Consider the following 25,536-nt stretch of genomic DNA (forward strand, 5'->3'; position numbering starts at 1 on the left):
CGACGACCTGGTGACACATTCGATGGCGACATCGTTGATCTCCGCCGGGATCCCGGCGGTCCTGGGCTGGGACGGGTCGGTCGGCGACCGGGCCGCGACGCTCTTCGCCGAACAGCTCTACCGGCAACTGAGCAACAAAGCCGATCTCGCCGCGGCGGTCGGGGACGCCCGGCGTTCCGTGCTCGCCGCCGAAGACCAGGGGGTACGGGCGGCCTGGCACCTCGCCCGATTGTGGGTCGGCCCGACCGGGGGCGGGCCACTCGTGGGCGGCGTGCGACGGCGCTCCCGGGTCTCGGCGATCGCCGGCACCAAAGTCTTCCTGGACCGCAAGGAACACGTCCCCGTCGCGGCGCCCGAGATGTTCGTCGGACGGCGGCCGGAGCTCCAGCAGGCGCTGCGTGCGCTGCGGTCACCAGATCGCTCAGGCGCACTGCTGCACGGCCAGGGCCGGCTCGGCAAGTCGAGCCTCGCGGCCCGGCTCGCGGACCGCAGCCCCCAGCTGATCCCGGCCGTTGTCTTCGGTGAGTACACCGCTGCCGCGATCCTGGATGTGATCGAGCAGGCGGTCCGGACCATTCCGGCCGCCCGCGACATGATCGCGCAACGCCGTGGAGAGGTACGGGAGCGGCCGGAAGCATTCGAGCCGCTGCTGACAGACCTTCTCGTGGGGCCGTTGAGCCGAGCTGACGAGGGCCAGCGGGCCCTGCTGCTGATCATCGACGACCTGGAACAGGTCCTTCTCCCGGACTCACAGAACCTGCATCGGGTCGATCCCGAGGTGGCGCCCGTGCTGGCGGCCGTCCTGCGCGCTTTCGAACCCGCCGAGACGGACAGCCGGCTCCTGTTGACCAGCCGGTACCAGTTCACCCTCGACGGGCTGCAGCATCGGCTGGAGCAGGTTCACCTGCGTCCGCTGTCTTTGGTCGCCCGGCTCAAGCTGTTGAATCGGCAGCAGGCGCAGGCGCGCCCGGGGTTGCAGACGGAGAGGTCCGCACTCGCCGTCCGCGCTGCCGAGGTGAGCCGGGGAAACCCCGGACTCCAGGACCTCATCGGGTTGCGCCTGGTCTTCAGCGATCAGGTCGACACCGATCGCGCCACAGCGGCGATCACCGACATGGAGGCCTATCTGAGTCAGGGCGATCTGCCCGCCGAGGCACAGGTGCGGCAGTTCCTGGAAGACCTGGCCCTGGACACCCTGCTCGACCTGGCCGGCCCCGAGCATCGTGCACTTCTGCGCGACCTGACGCTCTTCGATCTTCCAGTTCCGGAGCCGGTCGTCGCTGCCGTCGCGCAGCACAGCGGCGGATCAGCGGCCCGGCTGCGCGGGCTCGGGCTACTCGACACCTTCCCGGACCCTTACCAGCCACAACGGACGGCCGTGGCGGTCAACACGCTGGCCGCGGGCCGCATCACGCCGCTGAACGACGACGAGATCGCCACCCTGACCAAACTGGCGGTCGCCCCGCTCTTCGCTGCCTGGGGCGGCAGCGACGGCAGGCGCGCCTATTCGATGGACCTGGAGCTAACCAGGTTGGCGTTGCCCGCCGAGAATCCTGAGGTTACGGCGGCCTGCGCCGCTGGTGCGGTGCAGGCGCTGACTGCGGGGCCGGCCGCCACGGCATTCCAGCTCGGCCAAAGTGCGATCGCGCTTCTCGACGAGCATCACCATGCTGTCCCGCTCTCGCTGTTACGCCAAGCCGCAGAAGCCGCACGAATCAGCGGAGATGGCGAGAATGCCCTCCACCTGTTCAACCGCGCCAGCAGCCACACCGGTGACCACCCGCCAGAAGGCCCGCTCGAACTGGCCCGCGTGGCCGCCCAATACGCCGACTACCTCATCCAGCGCGGCGATTTCGACCATGCCGAACAACTCCTGAACCAAGCTCACCAGACATTCGCTGACGGTGGCGCCGCCGACGAAGCCGCCGCTTGCCAAGGTAGTCTCGCCGACATCCTGTTCCGGCGAGGTGAGTTCGACGAGGCCCTGCGCATTCGTCGTGAGGTCGAGTTGCCGGTGTATGAGCGCCTCGGTGACGCCCGTTCGGTCGCGCTCACCTGGAGCAAGGTTGCTGACGTTCTGTTCCGGCGAGGTGAGTTCGACGAAGCTTTGCGCATTCGTCGTGAGGTCGAGTTGCCGGTGTACGAGCGGCTCGGCGATGCTCGTTCGGTGGCGGTCGCTTGGGGCAAGGTTGCTGACGTTCTGTTCCGGCGAGGTGAGTTCGACGAGGCCCTGCGCATTCGTCGTGATGTGCAGTTGCCGGTGTACGAGCGGCTCGGCGATGCTCGTTCGGTGGCGGTCGCCTGGGGCAAGATTGCTGACGTCCTGTTTCAGCGAGGTGAGTTCGACGAAGCTTTGCGCATTCGTCGTGATGTGCAGTTGCCGGTGTATGAGCGCCTCGGAGACACCCGCGAGGTGGCGCTTACCTGGGGCAGGGTTGCTGACTTCCTATCCCGGCGAGGCGATCATGCCGAGGCTGTCGATCTCTACACCAAGGCGTTACATGCCAGCGAGGCCCTGAAGGACGTCGACGGAATCGCGGCAGTCAAGTGGGGACTTGCTCAGATCGAGCTGGCACGGCAAGACTACGCAGCTGCATTGCCCCTTCTCGACGATTCCTTCCGGATTCTTCAACAGCTCCAGCGTCTCGACGGGATAGCGGTCGTGGGAAATCACCTAGGGCAGATCCTGATGGCGGCAGGGAGCCGTGAGAAAGCAATCGCTGTATTCGAGATGAGCATATTTGCGGCTAAAAAAATAGGCGATACTGAGCTTTCTGCGTATATCGAAGATCTGCTTGCGCGGGCGGCGTTCTCGGAATGACTCGCGGTATGGACGGCCTTGAACGGCAACTGCGTTACCGGCACGTTCGTACAACTGTGGAACATCGTCTGGGCGGGACGCGTCAGCGCAGGGCGGAACGTGTCGTCGGGGACAGCCGGAGGCCGTCGATCGAGGTGATGCCGAAGCGGGTGGGCACCTCGACCGTGTCGTCATGGCGGGCGAACCACACGAAGGCGTGCTCGTCGCGGACCGGCAGCGCCGGGAAGTCGTTCGCCGCATACTCCGTCGACAACACCGCCACCGCGCCGGTGTCCTGACTCGTGAACCATGCGGTGAACTCGTCGTCGAACGGCCGGTCTCGAAACCACACGGTTGCCGTCAAGTAACCGGACGGAGCGGGGATGATGCGGTCCAGCGGCACGATCTCCCGGAGCAGCAGCACGTCGTCCGAATCCAGCATCGTGTCGTTGGCGGCCGGGCCGTGCTCCTTCCACACCGGGCCGCCGTAGAACTCGCGCAGACCCCGCAGCCGCACCGCCATGTCCGCGAAACCGCGCAACCACACGAACCGGTCCGGCCGGTCGAGATCGCGGAACTGTCCGAGAACCATCATCCCCAGCTCCTGCTGGGACTCGACGAACTCGGCGTCGAACAACTCGACCAGGTCATCCCGCCGACCCGGCCGCAACGTGTACTGCCGCAGCTCCACGATCATGAGTTGAGGATCTTCTCCAGAATCCCGGCGATGGTACGGCGTGCGAGCGCCGCCCGGAACGCCTCGGTGGCCTCGTCATAGGTGTCGGTCAGGGCCGGCTTGATCCCCGCCCCGACCGGGCACTCCTGGTTGGGCTCGCTCCGGTGCAGGGCGAGGAGGGGCTCGGGGGAGACCGCGTTCCACACGTCCAGCATGGTGATCTCCTCGGCCGCCCTGGCCAGCGCGAACCCGGCCCCGGCACCCCGCCGTGACTTGACCAGCCCCGCCTTGTGCAGATCACCGAGGCTGCGCCGCAGGATCACCGGATTGGTCTTCACACTGGCCGCCACCTCGTCGGAGGTCAGCCACGGCCGCCCACGCTGCCGCGCCAGCTCCAGCCACGCCAGTGCGTGGGCCGCTATCGTCACCCTGCTGTTCGCCGCCATCGTAACCATTTCTATTACAACGACGCGCCCCGCGCAATGCCCGCCGGGTCCATGGTCATAGGGAACGCCGGGCCCGGCGTGTCGGGACGCCAGCCCCGGGCGTGGGCCTCGCGGATCGTCGCGGCCACGATCGAGGGGACGGCCGGTGCGCTGCCGGTGGCGTGCCACCCGGCGGGGAGTGTGGCGATCAGGACGGTGCCGCGGCGGCCGGCGCGCTCGATCGCGAACGAGAGCGGGCCCTGGTGGGCGGGGCGCCGGCGGACGCGCCAGCGGTAGACGACGCCGTCGACGGTGATCAGCCGGGAACGCTTCTTCACCACAGTCATACGTCGATCCATGCCCGGTTCGGGACGGGGTCAATCGGACCGCCTCACCCCGGCGGCCGCGTTGCGGCCGGGACGGACCGCTGACCTCGCGGTGTAGTCAGGGGACTGCGGTGGCCGTACCCCATTGCGGTGTTGATTTGAACCGTGATTCACTCCTTGCCTTGAGTTGAATCGGGATTCAGAGTTTGGGGTGCTCCGGGTGCCTTACCGACCGACCGCGTTGACCAGGAAGAACGCGGAGGACAAGCGCGACGGGTTCCTGCGTGCCGCCCGCGGTCTGGTGGCCGCCGACGGTTTCCGGGCCGCCACCGTCGCCGCCATCGCCGCCCGGTGCCAGGCCAGCGTCGGCTCGGTGTATTCGTATTTCGACAGCCGCGACCGGCTGCTCGCCGAGGTGTTCCGCAGTGCCGCGAGTCACGAGATCGACCTGGTGCGCGCCGCCGTGTCCGATGCCGGTCAGCAGGCGTCGGAGCGGCTCGGCGAGCTGGTGCGGATCTTCAGCGGGCGGGCGCTGCACGGTCGGCGGATGGCGTGGGCGCTGCTGTTCGAGCCGGTCAGCCCGGTCGTTGAGGCCGAGCGGCTGGTCTACCGCAGCTCCTACACCGACATCGGCGAGCAGATCATCCGCGACGGCCTGGCCAGCGGTGTCTTCGTGCCGCAGGACGCGCGGCTGGCGTCGTCGGCGGTGATGGGCGCCGTGTCGGAGGCGCTCGTCGGGTGGATCCGGCCGGACAGCCCGGAGCCGTCCGCCGGTGAGCTGGAGAGCGTGATCGAGGGGATCCGGTCGTTCTGCTTCCGGGCACTCGGAGTTTCGTACAGTGGGGGAATCTGATGACCGTGTCGCCAACCTTGGCCACCGCGCAGCAGGCGCTGGCCGACCAGTCCGTCACCCGGATGCTCGGGACGCGGCTCGTCGCGTTCGGCCGGGGCAGCGCCGTCATCGAGCTCGACATCCGGCCCGACATCAGCAACCAGCACGGCGCCGTGCACGGCGGGATCGTCGCCTATGCGGCCGACACGGCGATCGCGTTCGCCGGGGGCGCCGCCCTCGGGCCCGACGTCGTCACCTCGGGGCTGACCATCGACTACCTCGCACCGGCCCGGGGCCGCACGCTGCGCGCCACCGGCACCGTCCTGCGGGCCGAGGGCCGCCGGGCCGCCTGCCGCTGTGAGCTGCACGCGGTCGACGACGACGGCAGCGCGATCCTGGTGGCGGTGGCGCAGGGCACGATCATCGCTCCGCCGCCCGCGCCGGCACCGGCGGCGAAAGCGCGGACCGGCCGTCGCGGGCCGACCATCCAGGAGGTGCTCACCGAGCGCCGCCGCAGCGGCAGCAACGACGACGGCGCCACCGTCGCGCTGGTCATCGAGGGTGGCGGCATGCGCGGCATCGTGTCGGCCGCGATGGCCGCCGCGATCGAGGAGGAGGGCTTCCTCGACGCCGTCGACATGATCGTCGGCACGTCGGCGGGCGCGGTCAATGCCACCGCCGTCGCGGTCGGCGCGGCCGGGCCGATGGCCGACTCCTACGCCGAGATCTTCTCCTCACCCGAGTTCATCGACGTGCGCCGGTTCGTCCGCGGCCGCCCGGTCATCGACGGTCCGTTACTGGTGCAGCGGGTCGACGAGCTGTTCGGGTTCGGGGCGCTGGCCGGCACCGCCCAGGCCGAGAAACTCGTCATGGTCGCCACCGACGTGGCGACCGGCCGGGCCGAGGCGCTCACCGGGTTCACCGACCGTGACGACCTGGTCGGCTGCCTGCACGCGTCCGGCCTGCTGCCGCTGCTCGCCGGCGACCCGGTCGAGCTGCGCGGGCGCCGATGGCTGGACGGCGGCATCGTCGAGGCCGTGCCGATCGTCACCGCCGCCGCGCGGGGCGCGACCCACGCGATCGTGCTGGCCACCCGGCCGCCGGGCACACAGCCCGCCTACGGCGCCGCCGACGTCGTCGTCGAGCGCTACCTGCGCCGCCTCAACCCGGAGCTGGCCGCCGCCTACCGGGGCCGGCCGCACCGCTACCGTGAGACGTTGCAGCAGGTCAGGGACGGCTGGTCGCACGGTCTGAGCACCCTGTGCATGGCACCGCGCATCGACGACCCGCTGCCCGGCCGCCTCGAACGGGACCAGACCGCGCTGCGTGCCGCCCGGGACGCCGCGGCGGCCGTCGCCCGCACCGTCCTGAAGGAGCTGCGGTGACCCACGACGTCGTCAACCAGGTCCCGCCCCGGGCCGGCCTCAACGAATACCTGATCAACCCGGCGCTGACCGAGGCGGTCCAACGCTACGACGCACAGTGGGCGTCCCCGGCGCTGACCGAGGTCGGTGAGCTGGTCGGACGTGCGGACTTCCAGCGCGACGCCGAGCTGGCCAACACGCATCCGCCGGTCTTCTCCTCGCACGACCGCTGGGGGCACCGGGTCGACGCCGTCGACTTCCACCCCGGCTATCACCGGGTCATCGGCGCGGCCATCGAGCACGGCGCGCACACCAGCTGCTGGTCGGCGCCACGGCCGGGCGCCCACGTGGCGCGGGCCGCGACGTTCATGCTGTTCGCCCAGATCGAACCCGGTCACGGCTGCCCGGTCAGCATGACCCACGCCGTGGTGCCGTCGCTGCGCTTCACCCCCGAGCTCGCCGACGCCTGGCTGCCCAAGGTCTATTCGCGGGTCTACGACCCGGTTCTTGCCGATCCGGCGGTCAAGGTCTCCGCCATCTTCGGCATGGCGATGACCGAGAAACAGGGCGGTTCAGATGTACGGGCGAACGCGACCCGCGCCGAACCACTCACCGACGGAACGTGGCGCCTGACCGGGCACAAGTGGTTCTGCTCGGCGCCCCAGTCGGATGCGTTCCTCGTCCTGGCCCAGGCCCCCGGTGGGTTGTCCTGCTTCCTGGTCCCCAGGGTGCTGCCCGGCGGGGACCGCAACGTGTTCCGTATCCAGCGGCTCAAGGACAAACTCGGCAACAAGTCGAACGCGTCCAGCGAGATCGAACTCGACGGCACCATCGGCTGGCTCCTCGGCGAACAGGGCCGTGGCGTGCGGACGATCATCGAGATGGTGGCGCAGACCCGCCTCGACTGCGTGCTCGGCAGCGCCGCCGGGATGCGGCAGTCGGTCGCCGAGGCGGCCTGGCACGTGCGGCATCGCAGCGCGTTCGGGGCGGTGCTGATCGACCAGCCGGCCATGACAGCGGTGATCGCCGACCTGCAGCTGGAGGCCGAGGCCGCCACCTGGACGGCGTTGCGCCTGGCCGCCGCCTACGACAGCGACGACGACGAGTCGGCCGCCTTCCGGCGCCTGGCCACCGCGGTCGGCAAGTACTGGGTGTGCAAACGTGGGCCGAACCACGCCTACGAGGCGCTCGAATGCCTCGGCGGGAACGGGTACACGGAGAGTTTCCCGCTCGCCCGTCGCTATCGGGAGCAGCCGGTCATGGCCGTGTGGGAGGGGTCCGGCAACGTCATCGCGCTCGACGTGCTGCGGGCCATGTCCCGGGAGCCCGCGTCGGTGGAGGCGGTCGACCGGGAGTTGTCGTCGGCGCTGGGGGTGCATGCGGCGTACGACGCCCACGTCGCCTCCACCCGCAAACTGATCGCCGGTGTCGCCGCGGATCCGTCCGCGGCCGCCGGCTCGGCCCGCCGGGTCGTCGAGGCCCTCGCTCTCGGCCTGCAGGGCGCGGTCCTGATCCGCGAGGCCCCGGCCGCCGTCGCCGACGCCTTCGTCGCCGCACGTCTCGGTTCGGACCGGAGCCTGGAGTACGGCGCCCTCGACCCCGGCCTGTCTTTGGCCGCCATCGCGAGCCGCGCATGACGACGGCCCGCTGGCGGCTCCTGGACAGCTTCGACGACGAACCCGTCGCTGAATGCGCGGAGATCGACGGCCTGTTCGCCGACCTCCCGCCCCGGCCGCGGGAGCCGTTCACCCTGATCGGCTGCTCGCCCGAAGGAACACTCGCGACCTGCTCCGACGGCGACTGGCTGGGCAACATCTGGCTGGCGGCCAGCGAGAGCGATGGTGAGGAACTCTGCGACCTCGTAGTCCGCGCCCGGCGCCCGAGCGAGACCGTCCCGGGCACCGTCGACATCGACCTCGACGGGTTCGTCGACGTCCCCGAGCGCATGGACGAGGTCCGTCGCCCACGCGACACCACGGAGTTCGAGCTGACCGGTCCGGACGACACGGCGTTCGGGCGCTGCACGGACGTCACCGGGGTGTACCGGGAGACGGGGCCGCCCCTCGTTCCGCGGCTGCGCCTGCTCGGCTGCCGGCCTGCGGCCACCCTCCAGGCCGCGATCGAGTCGATCGGACAGACGAGCAACGCGGCGCGTCAGCGCCGGATGATCTGTACCTCGGTCGAGCGGCTGGCGGCCGACGGCACGATCCACACCGTCTTCGGAGGCCATGTCCGGGGGATGATCAGTGCCGCCGTCCCGTCGCCACTCGGTGACGGCCTGGTCGACGTGACCGTCGACAGCAGCGGCGGCGATCCGTTGCCGACCGGCTACCTCGACATCCTCGGGCAGTGGCCGCCCACGGAGAAGAACCTCTGGGCGCGGTACGGCCGGGAGCTCCGCCACGAGTGGTGCGGAGTCGCGCTCGCCCACCGCGCCGGCCGCCCCGACCGGCCGCCAGGAGTCACCTACCACCTGGACGGCCGCTTCGTCACCGACGTCGAGGGCTTCTACGCCGCTCTCGGCGAGGCGATCAACGGCCCCGGCGGCTACTTCGGCTGGAACCTCGACGCGGTCGACGACTGCTGCGGGGGCGGCTTCGGCGCGACGACCCCGTTCCGCATCGTCTGGCACGACTCCGCCGTCGCCCGCACCCACCTGACCGCCGGCTACGACCACCGGCGCCTGCGGCCCGCCGTCACCCTCGACTACCTCCTCGACCTGCTGGCCCGGGAGAGGGTCGAGGTCGAACTGAGGTGATGGTCGCATGGTGCGGGGACCTGGATCCGGCCGCATAGCAGCGCATGACCATGGACGACTGGCTACTACTCGGTGATCAGTTCACGACGCCACTCCGCGAACCTGTTCAGCAACTCGTCGAGGCTCTGGTCGGTGACGCCGTACTGGGCGAAATCCGCAGGGTCCAGCAGGCCCGCCTGACCGAGAGCGTCGGCGAAGATACGCCGGTCAAAGCCGGAATCGGCGCGTTCAGCAAGGCGAAGGAGATCCTCGCCGGTGTATCTGCCCGAGCGGAGAGTGGCATCGATGTCGATGAAGTCCCGGGCGAACGCCCTGCCGTAGAGTGCACTCATCTTGCTGGCCACCGCATCGTCGGGGTGCAGCACTGGTCCGATGGACATCAGGATCGGATCGTTGGCACGCCAATCTACGCCGAGCTCCACCTTTGCGGTGTGGCCGTCATCGGTCGCCATCAACCGTGCGAATGTGTCGTATTGCCGTTCGATTTCGACCGTGACACCGTCGTCTCGGTATGCCTGAACGACGGAGGTGACCGCCGAGCCGAATTCGTCGCGGCGGTCCCAGGCGGTGAAAAGGTCAACGTCCTCGCTCGGTCTCTCGAGGAGACCGGCGGCCTGGACCGCGTAACCGCCGGCAAGTGCGAAACCATAACGTCCGACCGCCCTGAGCCCGACCCGAGCGAGCCGCTCGTGAAAAGGATCCACCTATGCAGCAATCCTGCGGGTTTCGGCAAGCTCCGGGAAACGTTCCTCCCAGAGCCGCCGTAGCTGCGGCGGCAACCACAGTGTGGGCCAGAGCCGGACGAGGAGGTCACCGTCGAGCCAGTCACACAGATCCTTGACCTTGCCGGCCTCGCTGAGCACGACCTTGTACATGCCCGCCAGACGAGCGGGTCGGCTCAAGTCGTAATCTGCGCGGCCCGACCAGTCCAGATGGGGTGGCAGAGTCACCACACCTCGAGTCGGCCCCGCCAGCGCTGCGAGCGAGTCGGCCACGACATACGCCTTTCGATCACCGTAGGGGCGATATCCCACCGGCGGTCGGGCCGTATCCGAATCCATGTGCTCCGAGAACTCGCCCACCGCGTCAGCCTACTCGTTTACCTCATCGATCTGCTGGCCCGGGAGAGGGTCGAGGTCGAACTGCGCTGACCCGCACGCGGGACCGGAATGTGGGTCCGGCCCCGCAGCAGCGCGTCCAGGTCGGCGACCAGTTCGGCGATCCAGGCCTGATCGACGCCGGGCATGCAGATGATGCGGCCGGTGCGGTCGTCGCCGCCGAGCACCCACGGGTGGGGCAACCGGCTCGGCTGGGCGAGCGTGATCGTGAACGCGTCCGGCAACCGTTGCGCCGGCCAGCCGATCCGGCGCAACGCGTAGTACGTGTCGGCGGCCAGGTCCCGGGACCGCTGCGCACGCCGCCGATGCCCACTGCGACCCTGCCCCAGCAGTGACGCCGCCAGCAACAACGGCGTGTGCCCGGACCGTGAGCCACTGATCGTCGTGTCCGCCGAACCGATGTAGGAGATGGGCTGCTGGTTCTGTGCCGACGGCCGGCGCGGATAGAGGATCACCGCGCACGGCATCAGCGTCGACAGGAACTTGTGCCCGCTGATCACCAGGCTCGTCGCCCCCGCGTCGAACCCGAATCCGGATGTCGCGCCGCCGGCCAGCAATGCCCGCGGCACACCGGCCAGTGCCGCGTCGACGTGGATGCGCCGCCGTACGATCCCCAGGTCGTCGCAGAGCCCGGCGACACCTGCGACGTCGTCGACGGCCTCCCGTTCGGTCGTACCGACAGTGGCGACGATCATCGCCGCCCGCCCGGGGTGGGCCCGCAGCCGATCCCGCAGATGGTCCAGGCTCATCCGGTCGTTCTCGTCGACCTCGACCCGCACCAGCGGCGCACGGACCAGCCGGGCCGCCTTGGCGATCGAGTAGTGGGCGGCCGCCGACGCGTAGACCACCACGTCCGGGTGGGCGGTGGCGGCCTCGTCTACGGCGTGCAACGTGCCCTCGGTGGCGCCACCGGTCACATAGCCCCACACGTCGTCGCCGGCCCCGAACAGGTCACCCAGCCACCGCACCACCTGGACCTCGGCGTCCTTGGTGTGGTTGCGGCCGTGGCCCTCCTGGAACGGGTCGCCGACGTTGTTGAGCAGTTTGCCGGTGACGAGTTCGGCCAGGTGCGGGTAGGTCAGGTCGGTGGCGCCGGGGAACGCCAGCTCGTACCGGCGATCCCCCAGAACCGGCCCGCAGATCGCTGCGCGTGCGGCCATCAGACGCCCTTCCACCACGACGACGTGTCGGTGCCGGTGACGCGCCGCTGCGCGTCCGCGGCGTGGATCTCCCGGTCGAGCTCGGTCATCGCCTGCAACACCCGCCCATATCCAGACCTTTCATACAACAACGAAAGAGCCACCCGGGTGTACGGCCACCGCGACAGGATCACCGGGGTGCTGAGCGCCTCATGACTGGAGATGGTCAGCGCGTTGTGGCCGTCGGTGCCCCGGCGGTCGGCGACCAGGGCACGCTGCCCGCCCGGCATCGCCGGATCTCCGGCCAGGTAGAGGATGGTCCCGGGGATCTGGAGCTCCGAGCGGGCGGTCGCGCACGCCTGGGCGAACGTGCCGGTGCGGGTGTCCAGGCTGGAGAACGCCAGCCCGGTGTAGGCGGCCTCGTCGGGCACGTCGTGACGGTTGGCGAGGGCGGTCCGCACGTCCCACGGCCGCCGCGGGTCACGGGTGCGGGCGATCTGGACGAGCGCGGCCAGCAGGTCGACCGGGTCGGACGGTTCGGGTCCGGCCAGCCACAGCCGGGTGGCCGCGGTGACCACCATGCTGTTGCCGTCCGGGGTGCGCTGACGGAAGAGGGCGGCCAGCGCGTACGGCACGAGCGGGCGGTTGAACCGGCGTTCCCAGGCGGCGGACGCGTGCCGGGCACTGAGCGCGTGCGCCCGCTCGAACAGCGACCATTCGAGGTTCTGGCGTACCAGGGTCTCGGCGTCGGCGGCCTCGCGGGCGCGCTGCTGCTCACCCGGCGGCTGCCACACGACACCGCCGGTCTGGGGCGGGTAGGGCGTACGGGGATGCGGGATGGGGAGGTGCGGCTGGTAAGCCCCCGATTGAGGCTCGGCCAAGGCGGTCATCGGTTCCTACCGGGATAGTCCGGCCGGCGGGCCGGCGGGGAATGGGAATGTCCTGCGGGCAAGGGTCAGACTTCGATGTCTTCCAGGGCCGGGTCCAGCACGGTGCGGGAGTCGGGGATGCCCCGGCCGATGCCGCGGTAGACGTCGGGGCGGGTACGGCGCAGGTGCACGCCGACCAGCATCGCCGTCACGCCGCCGCCGCCGACGACCCCGGACACCAGCCAGGGCAGGGCCGAGCCGGGTTCGGTGCCGAGGAGGGTGCCGACGCTGCCGGCCATGAAGAAGAGGGCCAGGACGCCGAAGGTGCCGCCGGCGACCGGGCAGACGCGGCGGACGAGGATGTTCTCGCTGCCGCCGAGGCCCTTCTCGAAGAACGTGAACGCCGACCACGACGTGGCCGTCAGCAGGGCCAGTACGCAGACCGCGCCGATGGTCGACAGCCACGGGAAGATGGTGGCCATCGGGTCGGCGCCGGCGAGCGCCATGGTGGTCAGCACGACCGCGGAGGTGGCGGCCTGGACGGCGGTGCCACCGAGCGGGGCGCCGCCCTTGGCGCCGGGGCTGACCTTCTGCCAGGAGGCGGGCAGGACACCTTCGCGGGCGAGGGCGAACACGTTGCGGGCGATGGCGGCGCCGAACGAGGACTGCGCGGCCAGGATGCTGGTGACCAGCAGGACCGTGGACAGTTCGGCGATGCCCGAGCCGTACACCTCGCCGAGCAGCGCGAGCGGTTGCCGGGCGTTCTGCACGTCGGCGAAGCCGATCCATGCGCCGTACGCCCACGAGGCGACGCAGTACAGGAGTCCTCCGCCGCCGATCGCGACGGCGGATCCGATCGCCATGGCCCGGTGGGAGGTGGCCTCCTCGGCGTAGGCCAGTGCCGTCTCGGTGCCGGCGAACGCGGCGGCCGCGTACACCAGCAGGGTGGAGGTGGCGCCGGCGACGATCAGGCTGGACGGGGCGAAGGCGAGGCCCGCGCCGGCCGCCGAGCCGGTGCCGGGCGCCGGGTGGGTGAACCCGGCGAGGATGAACAACAGCACCACCGCGATCTCCAGGGCCAGCAGCACCCCGAGCACGCGGGCGCCGACGGCTCCGGGGTACTGGCCGAGCAGCAGCACGATCAGCCAGGCCACGATCGCCCACATCCACCAGGCGCCGGCCCCGACCAGTTCCGCGACGGTGGCGCCGAGCAGCGGGTACAGGCTGGCCTGGAGTGCGCTGTAGCCGATGAACGTGACGGCCGCGCCGATCAGGCCCCAGGTGGGGTTGCCGCCGCGGGCCAGTTGGGCGTAGAACGGGGCGCCGTGCGGGACGTGCCGGCCGACGGCCACGTAGGGGACCGCCAGGACGGCCATCACCGACATGATGACCAGGAACGACAGCGGTACGCCGGCCGCGCCGGTGACGGCGTAGGTGGCGGGGATGCCGCCGTTGAGCACGGTCTGCGGTGACGACGCGACGATCGCCGCTCCGGCCAGTGCCGCGGGGCCCATCGAGTAGCGGGCGAGCACCGTCATCCCGGGCTTCACCGGGTCACCGCCACGACGTCGTAGCGGCATGCGGCACCAAACGATCCGCGCATTGCGGAGCCTCCCGAGAGGTCGAATACAGGGGGGTAGGACCGGGGCCTGCGAGCAGGGGAGTGCAGGGCAACGGTGGGGGCGCCGACGGGACCCGCAGGGACGGACAGGTCAACAGTCACTGCGTGTGGGTCGGGTCCGTCAAGTACGCCTTGTGGCCTCATGTCCGGGCCGTACGCAACCCTTACACACAGGTATCAACAACGCTCGCAACGTCACGACATCGAGCGACGACGTAACCGTCTAAAGCTCAGAAAGTCGACTGAAGGATCGAAACAGGCAAAATCGTGCCTATGGCGTACGCCGGAAAGGTCGCCGAACTGCGTTGATCCGATTTGGGAGCGCTCCCGTATAGCGGGGTGTAGCGCAGGTCCACTGGAGGCTCCCAATGTACAGATCACGTTTCGACATGTCTCGTTTCCGGTCCCGCCGGTGGCAGATCGGTGCGGTGGCCGGCGTCACCGTCATCGCGCTCGGGGTCGGGCTGGGGGTCGCCTCCGCGGGGGAGGCCACGCCCACGGTCAGCTGCCCGGCCGTGAAGATCGGCGTCGCCGTTGCCGCCCAGCAGCGCGCCGACGTGCAGCGCAACCTGGAGCTGCTCAACACCCAGATCGACGAGGCCAACAAGCGGATCGTCAGCACCAAGGGTCAGGGCGGCCCGAACTTCATCCAGAACGCGATCCTCGGCCCGCTGAAGGACAAGCGCTTCGCCACCATCGAGCGCATGGAGACGGCGATCGCCCGTAACGCGGCCCGCCCCAACCTGAACTCCGAGGGCCTCGCCCCCTGCAAGCTGAACACCAAGGGCGGCACCCCGGCCAAGCAGCCGACCGCGGTCCCGACCGCCGCGGCGCCCGCTCCCTCGAAGACGACGGCGAAGCCCACGACTCCGCCGACAAAGGCGCCAGTCACCACCGCACCCACCGCGGCCCCGACCACCGCCGCCCCGGTCAACGGATCACCGGTCGCCGTCAACGGCCGGCTCCGGGTCTGCGGCGTGAACCTCTGCAATCAGGCCGGCCAGCCCGTCCAGCTGCGCGGCATGAGCAGCCACGGCCTGCAGTTCTTCCCGAACTGCGTGAACGCCGGGTCGCTGAACGCGCTGCGCAACGACTGGAAGGCCGACTTCATCCGGCTCAGCATGTACGTCCAGGAGGGCGGTCTGGAGACCGACCCGGCCGGGTTCACCGCCAAGGTCAACGGGCTCGTCAACGAGGCCACCAGGCAGGGCCTGTACGTGATCGTCGACTTCCACATCCTCACGCCCGGCGACCCCAACCGGAACACCGCGCTGGCCAAGAAGTTCTTCGCCGACGTGACCGCCGCGCACCGGGCCAAGAACAACGTCATCTACGAGATCGCCAACGAGCCCAACGGCGTCAGCTGGGACGGCATCCTCAACTATGCCAACCAGGTGATCCCGGTGATCCGGCAGAACGCGCCGGACAGCGTGGTGCTCGTCGGCACCCGCGGCTTCTCCTCGCTGGGCCTGACCGACGGCGCGGACGAGACCGAGATCCTCAACGACCCCGTCGAGTTCGACAACATCATGTACACGTTCCACTTCTACGCCGCATCGCACGGCGCCGACCGGCGGGCCGTCGTGGCCCGGGCCGCGAAGAAGCTGCCGCTGTTCGTCAGCGAGTTCGGCACCCAGACCTTCACCGGTGACGGCGGCAACGACTTCGCCAGCACCAACGCCTGGCTGGACCTGCTCAAGGCCAACAAGATCGGGTACGGCATGTGGAGCCTCTCCGACGGCCGCGAGACCAACTCGGCCTTCAAGCAGGGCACCTGCTCTGGTTCGACGTTCGCCGGCACCGGCGTGCTGACCGAGTCGGGCCGCTACATCCGCAGCCGCATCCTCACCGGCGTCGGCAACCCGAACTAACCCTGCCGGTCCGCCGGGCCGGGACCGCCACCCGGCCCGGCGGACCACCCGAAGTACCGCCGTGCCGGGCGGGTCAGCAGATTCGTGGCGGGGGGGNNNNCCCCCCCCGCCACGATCGGGTTCACCACCGTCGTCAGGGTGTCCCAGACGGTCCAGGCGGTCGGGTAGGGCGTTCCCGGCGTGGAGATCGAGGTCACCTGCACGTGCGTGACGCCGATCTCGAAAACCAGCGTCAGCGCCAGGGCGAGCAGCGGGAGCGCCACGGCGGCCAGGCTCAGCCGGTACGCCACACGGCTCCCACGGCGCAATCCGTACGCCGCTGTCGCGAACCACACCGCGAGGGCCGGCAACAGGCTGTCGTCGGGACCGGACCCGGCATCGCCGAACAGTGGCCGGGACACCAGTGTGGTGATCGCACTCAGCGCGGTCATCAGGACGAGCAGCCCCGCCACGGTGAACTGGCACCTGATCGCGGTGCGTACCGGCGATGGCGGCCCCTCCGGCGTCACTGCGGCGCCGTCCGTCCGGCGGAGAGGTAGCGCCGGGACTTTCCCGGCGCAAACATCACGGGGCGTCGATTTTGGCCTGGTTCTTCCGCAATCACCGGAGAACCCTATTGGCCGGGTCCGGCGCCGGGGGAGGGCTGATCAGCCGGGGCCGGCCATTCGTCCGGGCTGGACGAGTACGCCTAACGTGTGACGAATGCGTGGATCCTTCCGGTGCGGCGGCGTGGTGGCCCTGGCGGCCCTGGTGATGGCCGGTGGTTGCGCCCGGCAGCCGACGGCCGGGCCGGTGTTCCCCGCGCCGGCCGGCACCACCGAGGCCCCCGCCCCGGCCGCGGCCTCGGCCTCGACGTCCGCTTCGGTTTCGGCGCCGCCGGTGGTGCCGGTCGACCCGGGTCCCGCCGGGGACGGGCCGCCCAACCACGCCGACAACAACGGCTGGAAGCAGCGGCACGATCTGACCGCCGCTGAGAAGAAGGAGGGCGACCGGCTCGCCGCCCGGATCCGGCCCGCCCTGGCGGAGCTACGGGAGGCGCAGGACTTCACCCCCGAGTCCACCCGCCAGGCGCTGCTCGGCCTCGGTCTCCCCGCCGAGCGGGTGGGGGTGACAGCGATGCGCCAGCCGTCATGGATGGACACGGTGCCGCCCGGTGCGGTGTTCGAGGTGCACTTCGGCGCCGCCGGATGCATCACCGGCGACGTGCGGCCCGAGCGCCTGCTGGTCCAGGTGCAGGGCGCGGCCGCCGAGTTCGGGTGCCTGGAGCCCTACACCCACTGAGCTGGTCGCGGCCTCGCCCATCGTGACCGCGACCCACGCAGCCCCCGAAGGTGTGACGCCGGCAACAGCGTTCTCCCGGGCGTGGCAGACTGTCAATCCACGCCACCTGACCGGGGTACGCAGCCGGGGAGGGTTCCATGCACGAGCTGGCGATCGCCGAGAACATCGTGGACACGGTGTGCACCCGGGCGGCGGGACGGCCCGTCCGCCGGGTCACCCTCCGGATCGGGGCACTGACCGCGGTGCTGCCCGACCACATGCGTTTCTGTTTCGACCTGGCCGCGGCCGGGACGGCGGCACACGGTGCCGCCCTCGACCTCGACCTGCGCCCGGCCGTCGTCTACTGCCGGTCGTGTCAGGTCGAGCAGAGGCTGCCCGACCTGATCCCGCTCTGCCCGTGCGGCAGCGCCGACGTCACCGTCACCACCGGCCGGGAGCTCGACATCGTCTCGATGGAGGTGGCCTGACGGCTCAGCCCACGGTCACCGAGTGCTCTGATCCCTTTCGGACGCCCCGCCACAGCAGGTAGCTGATCATCCAGAACTCGCCGATCGAGGCCGGGATGGTCAGCGGGGCGAAGTCGACGAAGGCGCTGAGGACGTAGCCGACGCCGCCGGCGATCAGCACCCAGCCCAGAGCCTGCGGCATCCAGCCGGTGCGGAGCACCGCGGTGCCCATCGGGACCAGCCACAGGCCGAAGAAGACCGCGCCGGCCGCCCACACCTCGCTGCTGATCAGGAACAGCAGCTGAACGGTGGTCGCCGCATCGCCGAACGGACTGTCGACGATCGCGCCGGCGGTCGACAGCAGCGCCGCGCTGATCAGGATGAGAACCGCGTTGACCAGGCCGAACGCGCCGATGCCGAGGGCCGAGACCGGGTCGCCGGGGCGGAACAGGCGGTAGAACCAGGCGGCGGCGAGCGCCTGCGACACGACGATGAGCAGCTCGAAGACGACCAGGGCGGTCGCCAGGGTGGGCTCGGCGGTCAGGTTGGTGAGGGTGGCGGCGGGATCGCCGGCCACGTAGAGGCGGGGGCGGGTCAGCAGGAACCCGAGCATGCCGCTGACGGCCAGGCCCAGGTAAAGCAATCCGGTGATACGGGCGGTACGGACCATTTCTGCTCCTCGTTGGCTACCTTACGGTGTAAGGTAGCTCTCGTGCGCAAGGCGTTGAGCAGGGAGCGGGTCCTTCGGGCCGCCGTCGGGATCGCCGACCGTGACGGCATCGCCGCGGTCACCATGCGTCGTCTCGGCGCCGAGCTCGGTGTCGAGGCGATGTCGCTCTACTACCACCTCAAAGGCAAGGACGCCCTGCTCGACGGTGTCGCCGAGACCCTCGTCGACGAGGTCGTCGCCGCGGCCGCCGCCGTTCCCGGTGACGGGGAGTGGCGGGCGGTGCTGCGGGCCCGGTTCCTCGCCGCCCGTGCGGTCATGCTGCGCCACCGGTGGGGCCCGGGGTTGCTCAACACGCGCAGGACCGTCCCGTTCGGGGTGCTGCGCCACTACGACGCGATCATCGGCGTGATGCTGGCCGCCGGCTTCTCCCACCGCATCGCGCACCGGGCCCTGCACGCCTTCGGGAGCATGCCGCTCGGGTTCGTGCAGGAGGTGTTCAGCCCGTCGGCCGACGACGGCGACGACGACATGAGCGCCGTCGCCGACCTGCTGCCCCACCTGGTGGCGATGGTCGCGAGCGAGGCGCACGAGGCGGAGCTCGGCTGGTGCGACAGCCAGACCGAGTTCGAGTTCACTCTGGACCTCCTTCTGGACGGTCTCGAGCGGGCACGCTGAAAATTGTCGGTGGGCTCGCGTATGCTCCGGCGCGGCGAGGTCGTAGCGCAGAGGTCGTCGCGCCTTGGCGTCAAGCAGGAGGACGCCGGTTCGAATCCGGCCGGTCTCGCCACCCGCAGATTCAGCGCGCTGTGCCACGGGGGAGGCGGCGACATGTTGGTGCGATGCCCGGCGATCACCGATCCCGACCGTGGCCTGGCCGATCCGGCCGACTTCGACGGCATCCTCGGCCGCCTCGCCGCGCCCGGCCCGGTCACCGCGATCGAGGAGTTCGCCCGCGGCCTGCTGCGCCCCGACGGTCGCGTCGACCTGTGCAAACAGGGTCTCGGCCCGGTCCAGGCGGCCCGCGTCGTCGAGGTGGCGGCTGCCTCACCACACGCCATCCACCTGCTGCTCGGCACCAACGGCCTGGGCAGCGAGGGTGCCCGCGCGGTCGCCGAGGCCATCCCCGGCGGTCACGGCATCAGTACCGTCTATCTCGGATGCAACCGGATCGGCGCCGACGGGGCCGGCGCGCTCGCCGACCGGCTCAGCGTCGACGGCGGCATCCGTGCCCTCTGGCTCAAGCGCAACCCGATCGGCGACGAGGGCGTGTCGCGGCTCGCGTCCGCGCTGCGAGCCAACCGCGTCCTGCGGACCCTCGACCTGGTCAACACCGGCCTCACCGCGGCCGGCCTGGAGCCGCTCGCCGACGCCCTTGCCGCCCGCCCGGCCGGGCTGGAGCGCCTCTTCCTCGGCGGCAACGGCCTGCGGCCCGACGCCGTCCCGGTCCTCACCCGGTTCGTCCGTGAGGGCGGTGTCCGCGAGCTCTACCTGGGCGTCAACCACCTGGGCGACACCGGCGCCGCGGCACTCGCCGACAACCTCGCGGGGTACGGGATGACGCTCGGCCTGGGCGGCAACGGCATCACCGACGTCGCCCCGCTCGCCGCGAACCTCCGCTCGTGGACGGCCCTCGACCTGTCCCGCCCGCCCTCCGAGCGGGCCCTCGGCGGCCGCCCCAACGTGGTCGGCGACACCGGTGCCGCCCAGCTCGCCGGCGCCCTGCCCGGCAGTGCCCTGCGCCGGCTCGACGTGCGGTTCACCGGCATCACCGGTCGCGGGGCGCGACTGCTGCTCGCCGCCGGCGCCGGCCTCGACCACCTGGGCATCAACGGCGGCGTGCCCCGGCGGATGCGGCGTCTCGCCCCACGCTCGGCCGGCGCGCCCCACGAGGACATCAGCGCGATCGTGAGTGTGTATCGGTGAGACGCGACCTGTTCCTGTCCGACTGGCGCCAGGTCCGCCGCTACGCGGTGCCGGCCCGGATGATCGCCGCCTGCACCGATGCCCGGGAGCGCGGCGACTGGCGGGCCGCCTGCGCCGCCGCCCGCATCGACGTCGACCCCGGCGTGACCGACGACGCCCCGGTCGCGCATCTCGCCCCCGACCTGCTGCGCTGGCACCTGCCACGGGCCCTGCACGGGAGTACGGCGTTCACCGAGGGCGTGCTCTACCTGCTGATTCCCGACGAGCCGGTCGGGCCCGAGACGGTGCTGCTCACCGTCCGGTCACCGGACACCGCGGCGAGCCCGCAGCGGCTGCGCCTCGGCGTTGTCCGCGGGGCGGCCGACCTGCGCGGCGGGCGGGCGGTGCCGGTTCCGGCGTACCTCTGGGACGCCCGGCACACCGGCGGCCTGCGCGCCGCCCTCGGTGGCTCGGCTGACCGCCTTCCGCTGCTCACCGCCACCGGCGAGGCCGTGCCGGAGGAGAGCCTCGGCCTCGGCGACGACCTGGCCGCCCGTGCCGAGCGGGTGTGGCGCGCACCCACCCGCCGGGAGGCGTTCGCCGCGGCCGGCTTCGAGTTCGCCCCCGGCCAGGACGGCGCCTGGCGCTCGGCCGACCACTCCTGGCCGCTGCAGGATCTCGACCCGCTCCGGCTCGCCCACGAGACTCGCTGGCTGGCGGCCCGCCTCGGGGAGCGGACCTGGGTCGTCTGGCAGCATTTCTACCGCCACCTGCGGGTCGTCGTGGAGCCCGGCGACGTCGTGCGGATCTCCCTGGTCTCGGACCACGGGATGAAACCCGGAACCGCCGACGAACCGCCGGGCACCAGGATCGCCATGGTGCGGTTTGCGGCCGATCTCGAACTGATCCGGCAGGGCCGCCTCAAACCGGGGGCACTGCACCCGCTCGTGCGTGACGCGCTCTTCCCCGGCGCTCCCGCCGACCTGTTCCGCCCCACCGACGGCGAGCTGGTGCGGGTCCGCTGCAACGGTGTATGGCACGAGATCGAGGCCCGCCTCGGCCGCCTCGACCCGCTCGCCCACACCGTCGACGAGCGGCAGCGCGAGCGTGCCATGCGTGCCTTCGGCGGCGCCGTCACAGGCTGCTTCGCCGTCGAGCAGTTGTGGTATGGGGCGCTCGGCCGCCTGCCACGGCAGCTGCGCGCCTACCGTAACGAGCTGTGGCAGCACCTGGTCCACGGCGGCACCGACACACTGCTGGAGTTGCTCGACACCGGTCTCGACCCGCACCTGCGCGACAGCGCCGGTGGCACGCTCATCCACCGGATCGCCGCGTTCGACCACCGGGAGCTGCTGCCCCGCCTGCTCGCCGCGGGCGTCGGCATCGACACCGTCGACAAGGAGGGCAACAGCGCCCTGCACCGGATCGTCGTTCAGTACGGCCCGGCCGACGTGATCACCACCCTCGTCGACGCCGGTGCGAACCCGCGGATCCGTAACCGTGGCGGTCACACCGTGCTCGACCACGCCAAGCGGATGGCCGGCTACGACCGGTTGCGGCCCGACTTCCGCAGAGCCCTCGACCACCTGCGCAAACACGCGCGTTGATGCCTTCGTCGCGTATGCTCCGGTCGATTCGTGAGGGGGCGCGGTGAGCGGTCATGATCCACTCTCGCTCGCCGAGTGGCAGCGAGTGCGCCGCTACGCCGTGCCCGAGCGGATGATCGCCGAGTGCGCCGAGGCCCGCTCGCGCGGCGACTGGCGGGCCGCCTGTGCGGCCGGGCGGATCGACGTCCGTGACAACCTGAGCGGCAACCTGAACGACAACCTGAACGAAAACCTGAGCGACAACGTCGGCGACCTCGTCGTGCACCTCGCGCCCGACCTGCTGCGGTGGCATCTGCCGCGCGCTCTCGGTGGCGACACCACCCTTGCGGTCGGTGTGCGATATGTCCTGGTTCCCGGCGACACGGTCATCGGGGCGGACACCGTCGTACTCGCCGTGGACGCGCCGCTGTCGGTGTATGGGTCCCAGCGCCTCACCCTTGAGGCCGTCCCCTGGGGTGATCTTCAGGTCAACCAGGTGGTGCCGGTGCCCGCCTACCTGTGGGACGTGCGGTATGCCGGTGACCTGCGCGCCGCCGTCGGTGGCCCGGCGTCCCCCGCCGGGGCGGGCGCCGGGTTCGCCGACGCCGCAGAACCACCGTTCGCGGCCGGGTTCGTCGTCGACGTCGTGCCGCCGGCGGACTGGGCGGACCTGCGCAGTGTCGACACCGTGCGGCTGGCGTATGACGTGCGGCTGCTCGCACGGCAGTTCGGTCTCGGCACGTGGACGCTCTGGTTCGACCACGGCCGGCATCTGCGGCTGGACCTCGACGGCGATGCCATCCGGGTGGCGTGGCGGGCCACCCACGGTGGCCTGCCACGGATCTCCCCGGAGCTGGTTCGCTACCAGGTCGACCTCGATCTCGTCCGGACCGGGCGGCTCACCCCGGGCGAGGTGCATCCGCTGGTCCGTGCGGCACTGTTCCCGGACGCGGAACCCGTCGCGGCCTCACCCGCCGCCCTTGCCGTGCCGTCGGCCTTCGTCTCGCTGGACGGTCCCGGCGCGTCTGCCTCGCCCGTTGCTCTTGCCGTGCCGTCGGCCTTCGTCTCGCCGGACGGTTCCGCCGCGTCTGCCTCGCCCGTTGCTCTTGCCGTGCCGTCGGCCTTCGTCTCGCCGGACGGTTCCGCCGCGTCTGCCTCGCCCGTTGCTCTTGCCGTGCCGCCCGCTCTCGCCTCGCCGGACGGTCTTGCCGCGCCTGCTTCACCGGTCGGTGCTGCCGGGCTTCTCTCACCGGACGATTTTGTCGCTCTCGCCTGGCCGGGTGGCTCTGCCGTGCTTGCCTTACCGGTCGAGCCTGTTCGCGTGCGGTGTCGTGGTGACTGGCATCGGATCGGTGTCCGGCTCGGGCGGCTCGAGCTGCTCTCGCACACCGAGAGCGAGCGCCAGCGGGAACGTGCGCTCAGCGCGTTCGGCGGGTCGGTCACCGGCTGCTTCGCCGTCGAGCAGTCGTGGCACGGCGCACCCGGCCGACTGCCGCGCCGCATGCGCGCCCACCGCGAGGACCTGTGGCAACGGATGATCCACGGCGGTACCCGGACGGTCTTCGAACTCCTCGACGCCGGGATGAACCCGCAGTTGCGCGACAGCCGTGGCCGTACCCTCATGCACCGGGTCCGCTCTTTCGACCATCCGCGTCTGCTGCCGCGTCTTCTCGCCGACGGCCTCGACGTCAACGCCCGCGACAAGGAGGGCAGCACCCCGCTCTACCTCGCCGTGGTGCACCGCTGGCCGGCCGGCCTGATCGTCGCGCTCTCCGACGCCGGCGCCGACCCGCACCTGCCCAACCAGGGCGGGATGTCGGTGCTCGAGCACTTCGAGGAGATCCTCGACTATCACGAGGACCTCGCCCCCGACTTCGAGGCGGCCGTCGCCTACCTGCGGAAACACGCGCTCTGACGGAAAGTGTCGGAGGGTGCCCGTAAGCTCCGGCGCGGCGACACCGTAGCGCAGTGGTCGACGCGCCTTGACCTCGAGCAGGAGGACGCCGGTTCGAATCCGGCCGGTGTCGCCACCTACACCCATCGGCGGGCTCGGGAGGCAGTGTGGGCGGCAGCGACGCGCTCGCTCTGCATCGGCGGATCAGGCGGTTCGGCGTACCGGAGGAAATGATCGAAGCCTGTGCCGCGGCACGGGCCGCCGGCGATTGGCGTCTCGCGTGCGCCGCCGGCCAGATCGATGTCCGTTTCGACCCACGGCGACCGCAGCCCGACGTCGAGGACATGCTCGTCGGGTTCGCGCCCGACCTGGTGCGGTGGCATCTGCCGCGGGCACGCGGTGGTTACACCACTTTCGCGACCGGTGTGGAGTATGTGCTGGCGCCGGACGGTCCGGTCGACGCCGAGACCATTGTGCTCGTGCTGCGGTCGCCTGATTCGGTGCTCGGGTCGCAGAGGCTCACGCTCGACGCCGTCCGATGGTCCGACCGGGCGAACACGTCGTCCCTGATCCGGCTCGCGCCCTACCACTGGAATGCCCGCCGCGCGGCTGAGCTGCGGTTCGCAATCGGCGGCTCGGCCGCCCGGGTTCCGTTGTTCACCGCCGACGGCGTCGCGCTCGCCCGCGCCGAGCTCGGCGGCGGTGACGACCGGCCCGCGCTCGCCGAGCGGCTCGTGCTGGCGCCGGGTTCGGACGAGTCGTGGACGGCTGCCGGCCTCTCTCAGCACGGATGGTTCGAGGACGACAGCTGGCGGCCCGGTCGTTTCCGCGCGGTCGCGGCGACCATCGACCCTCTGCGGCTCGCGACCGAGGCCCGCCGGGTCGCCCGGCAGTATGGGCAGGCGTCCTGGGCGTTGTGGTATGACCGCACGCGAGCCGTCCGCATCGACGTCGGCGACACGACCATCACCGCCACCGCCGTGACGTCCCGCTATCCGCGGGAGCCGGTCCCGGTCCGATCACTGCCACGACTGCACCCTGGGCTGCTGCGTTTCCCGGCGGATCTGGAGCTGGTCTGGCACGGGTTGCTGACTCCCGCCGATCTGCATCCGCTCGTTCGGTCCGCCCTGTTCCCGGCCGAGCGCGCGCACCCGGTCTCCGCATCGGCCGGCCGTAGGCAGGCGGTCTCCGGGCCGGCCGACCGCAGGCAGACGACTTCCGGATCGGCTGAGCGCGGGCAGTTGGCTTCCGGGCCGGATGAGGGCCGGCAGGTGGCTTCCGGATCGGGCGGGCGCACGCAGTCGGCCCTCGTAGTGGCTGCGGCAGTACCGGTCCGGGTCCGCTGTGGGGGCCTCTGGCATGAGGTCCGCCTCCGCCATGGCCGCCTGGAGCTGCCTCATCACACCGAGACCGAGGTCCAGCGGGAGCGGTCCATGCGGGCCTTCGGTGGCGTGTCGGCCGGCTGCTTCGCGGTCGGGCAGGCATGGACCGAGCCTCGCGGGTGGCTGCCGCGAGCCCTGCGCGCCGCCCGCGACGACCTGTGGCAGCGGATGACCCACGGCGGTACCCAGGTGGTCGCCGACCTGCTCGACCGCGGGATGGACCCGGAGATCCGGGACAGCCGCGGGCGTACGCTGCTGCACCTGCTCGCCGATTTCGACCACGCTCTGCTGTTGCCGCGGCTCCTGCGGTCCGGCGCCCGGATCGACGCCGCCGACCGGGAGGGGCACACGCCGCTGGCCACCGCCGTCGCCCGCGGCGGTGATGCCGGGTTGGTCCGCGCGCTGGTCGAGGCGGGCGCCGACCCGCGTGGGCCGTCCTACAACTTCACCACGATGTCGATCCTGGAGTGCATCGACTTCCAGGATCAGACCCGCCGGAAGGAGCGTGCCCCCGAAGTACTCGCGATGATCGCCTACCTGCGGACCGTGGCGTGAAAATCGTGGCCGGAAATGTCG

At 71.0% G+C, this 25,536-nt stretch carries 22 protein-coding genes and 2 tRNA genes; 15 read left to right on the forward strand and 9 right to left on the reverse strand.

From position 1 onward, the window contains the following. Nucleotides 1–2,821, forward strand: a 2,821-nt coding sequence (locus ACFO0C_RS15345) for a tetratricopeptide repeat protein (RefSeq protein WP_378067279.1), incomplete at its 5' end; no start/stop codon positions are given. Nucleotides 2,822–2,903: 82 nt separating this feature from the next. Here ACFO0C_RS15345 and ACFO0C_RS15350 read toward each other — a convergent pair. From ACFO0C_RS15350 to ACFO0C_RS15360, 3 genes are read right to left on the reverse strand one after another with little or no spacing between them, the layout of a single operon-like run. Then, nucleotides 2,904–3,497 (reverse strand): NIPSNAP family protein, encoded by a 594-nt coding sequence (locus ACFO0C_RS15350; protein ID WP_378067280.1) that lies wholly within the window; start codon nucleotides 3,495–3,497, stop codon nucleotides 2,904–2,906. After that, the gene (locus tag ACFO0C_RS15355) at nucleotides 3,494–3,922 is read right to left on the reverse strand and encodes an Rrf2 family transcriptional regulator (protein ID WP_378067281.1); all 429 of its coding nucleotides are present in this window, start codon (nucleotides 3,920–3,922) and stop codon (nucleotides 3,494–3,496) included. Before ACFO0C_RS15355 ends, ACFO0C_RS15350 begins: the two co-directional genes overlap by 4 nt. A 14-nt stretch (nucleotides 3,923–3,936) precedes the next feature. Next, entirely contained in the window at nucleotides 3,937–4,248 is a 312-nt protein-coding gene (locus tag ACFO0C_RS15360) for a hypothetical protein (protein ID WP_378067282.1), read from the reverse strand. A 199-nt stretch (nucleotides 4,249–4,447) separates the two neighbouring features. Between ACFO0C_RS15360 and ACFO0C_RS15365 the strand changes: the two genes are divergently transcribed. From ACFO0C_RS15365 to ACFO0C_RS15380, 4 genes are read left to right on the forward strand one after another with little or no spacing between them, the layout of a single operon-like run. Further along, nucleotides 4,448–5,080: a TetR/AcrR family transcriptional regulator gene (locus ACFO0C_RS15365; RefSeq protein ID WP_378067283.1), complete on the forward strand. Its 633-nt coding sequence runs from the start codon at nucleotides 4,448–4,450 to the stop codon at nucleotides 5,078–5,080. Next, nucleotides 5,080–6,444 carry a patatin-like phospholipase family protein gene (locus ACFO0C_RS15370; RefSeq protein WP_378067284.1) on the forward strand — a complete coding sequence of 455 codons (1,365 nt, stop codon included), beginning with the start codon at nucleotides 5,080–5,082 and terminating at the stop codon, nucleotides 6,442–6,444. Before ACFO0C_RS15365 ends, ACFO0C_RS15370 begins: the two co-directional genes overlap by 1 nt. Next, entirely contained in the window at nucleotides 6,441–8,060 is a 1,620-nt protein-coding gene (locus tag ACFO0C_RS15375) for an acyl-CoA dehydrogenase family protein (protein WP_378067285.1), read from the forward strand. Before ACFO0C_RS15370 ends, ACFO0C_RS15375 begins: the two co-directional genes overlap by 4 nt. Then, nucleotides 8,057–9,181, forward strand: coding sequence for a barstar family protein (locus ACFO0C_RS15380; RefSeq protein WP_378067286.1), 1,125 nt, complete (start codon nucleotides 8,057–8,059; stop codon nucleotides 9,179–9,181). The genes ACFO0C_RS15375 and ACFO0C_RS15380 overlap by 4 nt, the downstream gene beginning before the upstream one ends. Before the next feature lie 65 nt (nucleotides 9,182–9,246). On the opposite strand, the gene ACFO0C_RS15385 is transcribed toward ACFO0C_RS15380, so the two are convergent. From ACFO0C_RS15385 to ACFO0C_RS15405, 5 genes are all read right to left on the reverse strand, one after another. Next, a complete protein-coding gene (locus ACFO0C_RS15385; protein WP_378067287.1) occupies nucleotides 9,247–9,885 on the reverse strand; it encodes a nucleotidyl transferase AbiEii/AbiGii toxin family protein in 639 nt (212 codons plus the stop codon). Beyond that, a complete protein-coding gene (locus ACFO0C_RS15390) occupies nucleotides 9,886–10,263 on the reverse strand; it encodes a hypothetical protein (RefSeq protein ID WP_378067288.1) in 378 nt (125 codons plus the stop codon). Nucleotides 10,264–10,280: 17 nt separating this feature from the next. Continuing rightward, a complete protein-coding gene (locus ACFO0C_RS15395) occupies nucleotides 10,281–11,459 on the reverse strand; it encodes a pyridoxal-dependent decarboxylase (RefSeq protein ID WP_378067289.1) in 1,179 nt (392 codons plus the stop codon). After that, nucleotides 11,459–12,328, reverse strand: a complete 870-nt coding sequence (locus ACFO0C_RS15400; protein WP_378067290.1) for a hypothetical protein — start codon at nucleotides 12,326–12,328, stop codon at nucleotides 11,459–11,461. Before ACFO0C_RS15400 ends, ACFO0C_RS15395 begins: the two co-directional genes overlap by 1 nt. A gap of 65 nt (nucleotides 12,329–12,393) precedes the next feature. Next, a complete protein-coding gene (locus tag ACFO0C_RS15405) occupies nucleotides 12,394–13,887 on the reverse strand; it encodes an APC family permease (RefSeq protein WP_378067291.1) in 1,494 nt (497 codons plus the stop codon). 430 nt (nucleotides 13,888–14,317) lie between these two features. Between ACFO0C_RS15405 and ACFO0C_RS15410 the strand changes: the two genes are divergently transcribed. The 3 genes from ACFO0C_RS15410 (at nucleotide 14,318) to ACFO0C_RS15420 (ending at nucleotide 17,547) form a co-directional block, all read left to right on the forward strand. Then, nucleotides 14,318–15,799 (forward strand): glycoside hydrolase family 5 protein, encoded by a 1,482-nt coding sequence (locus tag ACFO0C_RS15410; RefSeq protein ID WP_378067292.1) that lies wholly within the window; start codon nucleotides 14,318–14,320, stop codon nucleotides 15,797–15,799. A 702-nt stretch (nucleotides 15,800–16,501) separates the two neighbouring features. Continuing rightward, a complete protein-coding gene (locus ACFO0C_RS15415; RefSeq protein ID WP_378067293.1) occupies nucleotides 16,502–17,080 on the forward strand; it encodes a hypothetical protein in 579 nt (192 codons plus the stop codon). Nucleotides 17,081–17,217: 137 nt separating this feature from the next. Then, entirely contained in the window at nucleotides 17,218–17,547 is a 330-nt protein-coding gene (locus tag ACFO0C_RS15420; protein ID WP_378067294.1) for a hydrogenase maturation nickel metallochaperone HypA, read from the forward strand. Nucleotides 17,548–17,551: 4 nt separating this feature from the next. Here the strand turns inward: ACFO0C_RS15420 and ACFO0C_RS15425 are convergent, their stop codons facing one another. Next, on the reverse strand, nucleotides 17,552–18,196 hold the full coding sequence (locus ACFO0C_RS15425; RefSeq protein WP_378067295.1) for a DUF4386 domain-containing protein: 645 nt from the start codon (nucleotides 18,194–18,196) through the stop codon (nucleotides 17,552–17,554). Between the two features lie 42 nt (nucleotides 18,197–18,238). Here ACFO0C_RS15425 and ACFO0C_RS15430 point away from each other — a divergent pair, with 42 nt between their 5' ends. From ACFO0C_RS15430 to ACFO0C_RS15460, 7 genes are all read left to right on the forward strand, one after another. Then, entirely contained in the window at nucleotides 18,239–18,871 is a 633-nt protein-coding gene (locus ACFO0C_RS15430; protein ID WP_378067296.1) for a TetR/AcrR family transcriptional regulator C-terminal domain-containing protein, read from the forward strand. 36 nt (nucleotides 18,872–18,907) lie between these two features. Beyond that, nucleotides 18,908–18,983, forward strand: a tRNA-OTHER gene (locus ACFO0C_RS15435). Nucleotides 18,984–19,024: 41 nt separating this feature from the next. Further along, nucleotides 19,025–20,119 carry a gala protein gene (locus ACFO0C_RS15440; protein ID WP_378067297.1) on the forward strand — a complete coding sequence of 365 codons (1,095 nt, stop codon included), beginning with the start codon at nucleotides 19,025–19,027 and terminating at the stop codon, nucleotides 20,117–20,119. Further along, a complete protein-coding gene (locus tag ACFO0C_RS15445; RefSeq protein ID WP_378067298.1) occupies nucleotides 20,116–21,705 on the forward strand; it encodes an ankyrin repeat domain-containing protein in 1,590 nt (529 codons plus the stop codon). The genes ACFO0C_RS15440 and ACFO0C_RS15445 overlap by 4 nt, the downstream gene beginning before the upstream one ends. 43 nt (nucleotides 21,706–21,748) lie before the next feature. Next, nucleotides 21,749–23,599: a hypothetical protein gene (locus tag ACFO0C_RS15450; RefSeq protein ID WP_378067299.1), complete on the forward strand. Its 1,851-nt coding sequence runs from the start codon at nucleotides 21,749–21,751 to the stop codon at nucleotides 23,597–23,599. A 39-nt stretch (nucleotides 23,600–23,638) separates the two neighbouring features. Next, nucleotides 23,639–23,714, forward strand: a tRNA-OTHER gene (locus ACFO0C_RS15455). 31 nt (nucleotides 23,715–23,745) lie between these two features. Continuing rightward, on the forward strand, nucleotides 23,746–25,515 hold the full coding sequence (locus ACFO0C_RS15460) for an ankyrin repeat domain-containing protein (protein ID WP_378067300.1): 1,770 nt from the start codon (nucleotides 23,746–23,748) through the stop codon (nucleotides 25,513–25,515). Nucleotides 25,516–25,536 lie beyond the last annotated feature (21 nt).

It is taken from the genome of Actinoplanes subglobosus (assembly GCF_042650585.1).
In the GTDB taxonomy this organism is placed as follows: domain Bacteria; phylum Actinomycetota; class Actinomycetes; order Mycobacteriales; family Micromonosporaceae; genus Actinoplanes; species Actinoplanes subglobosus.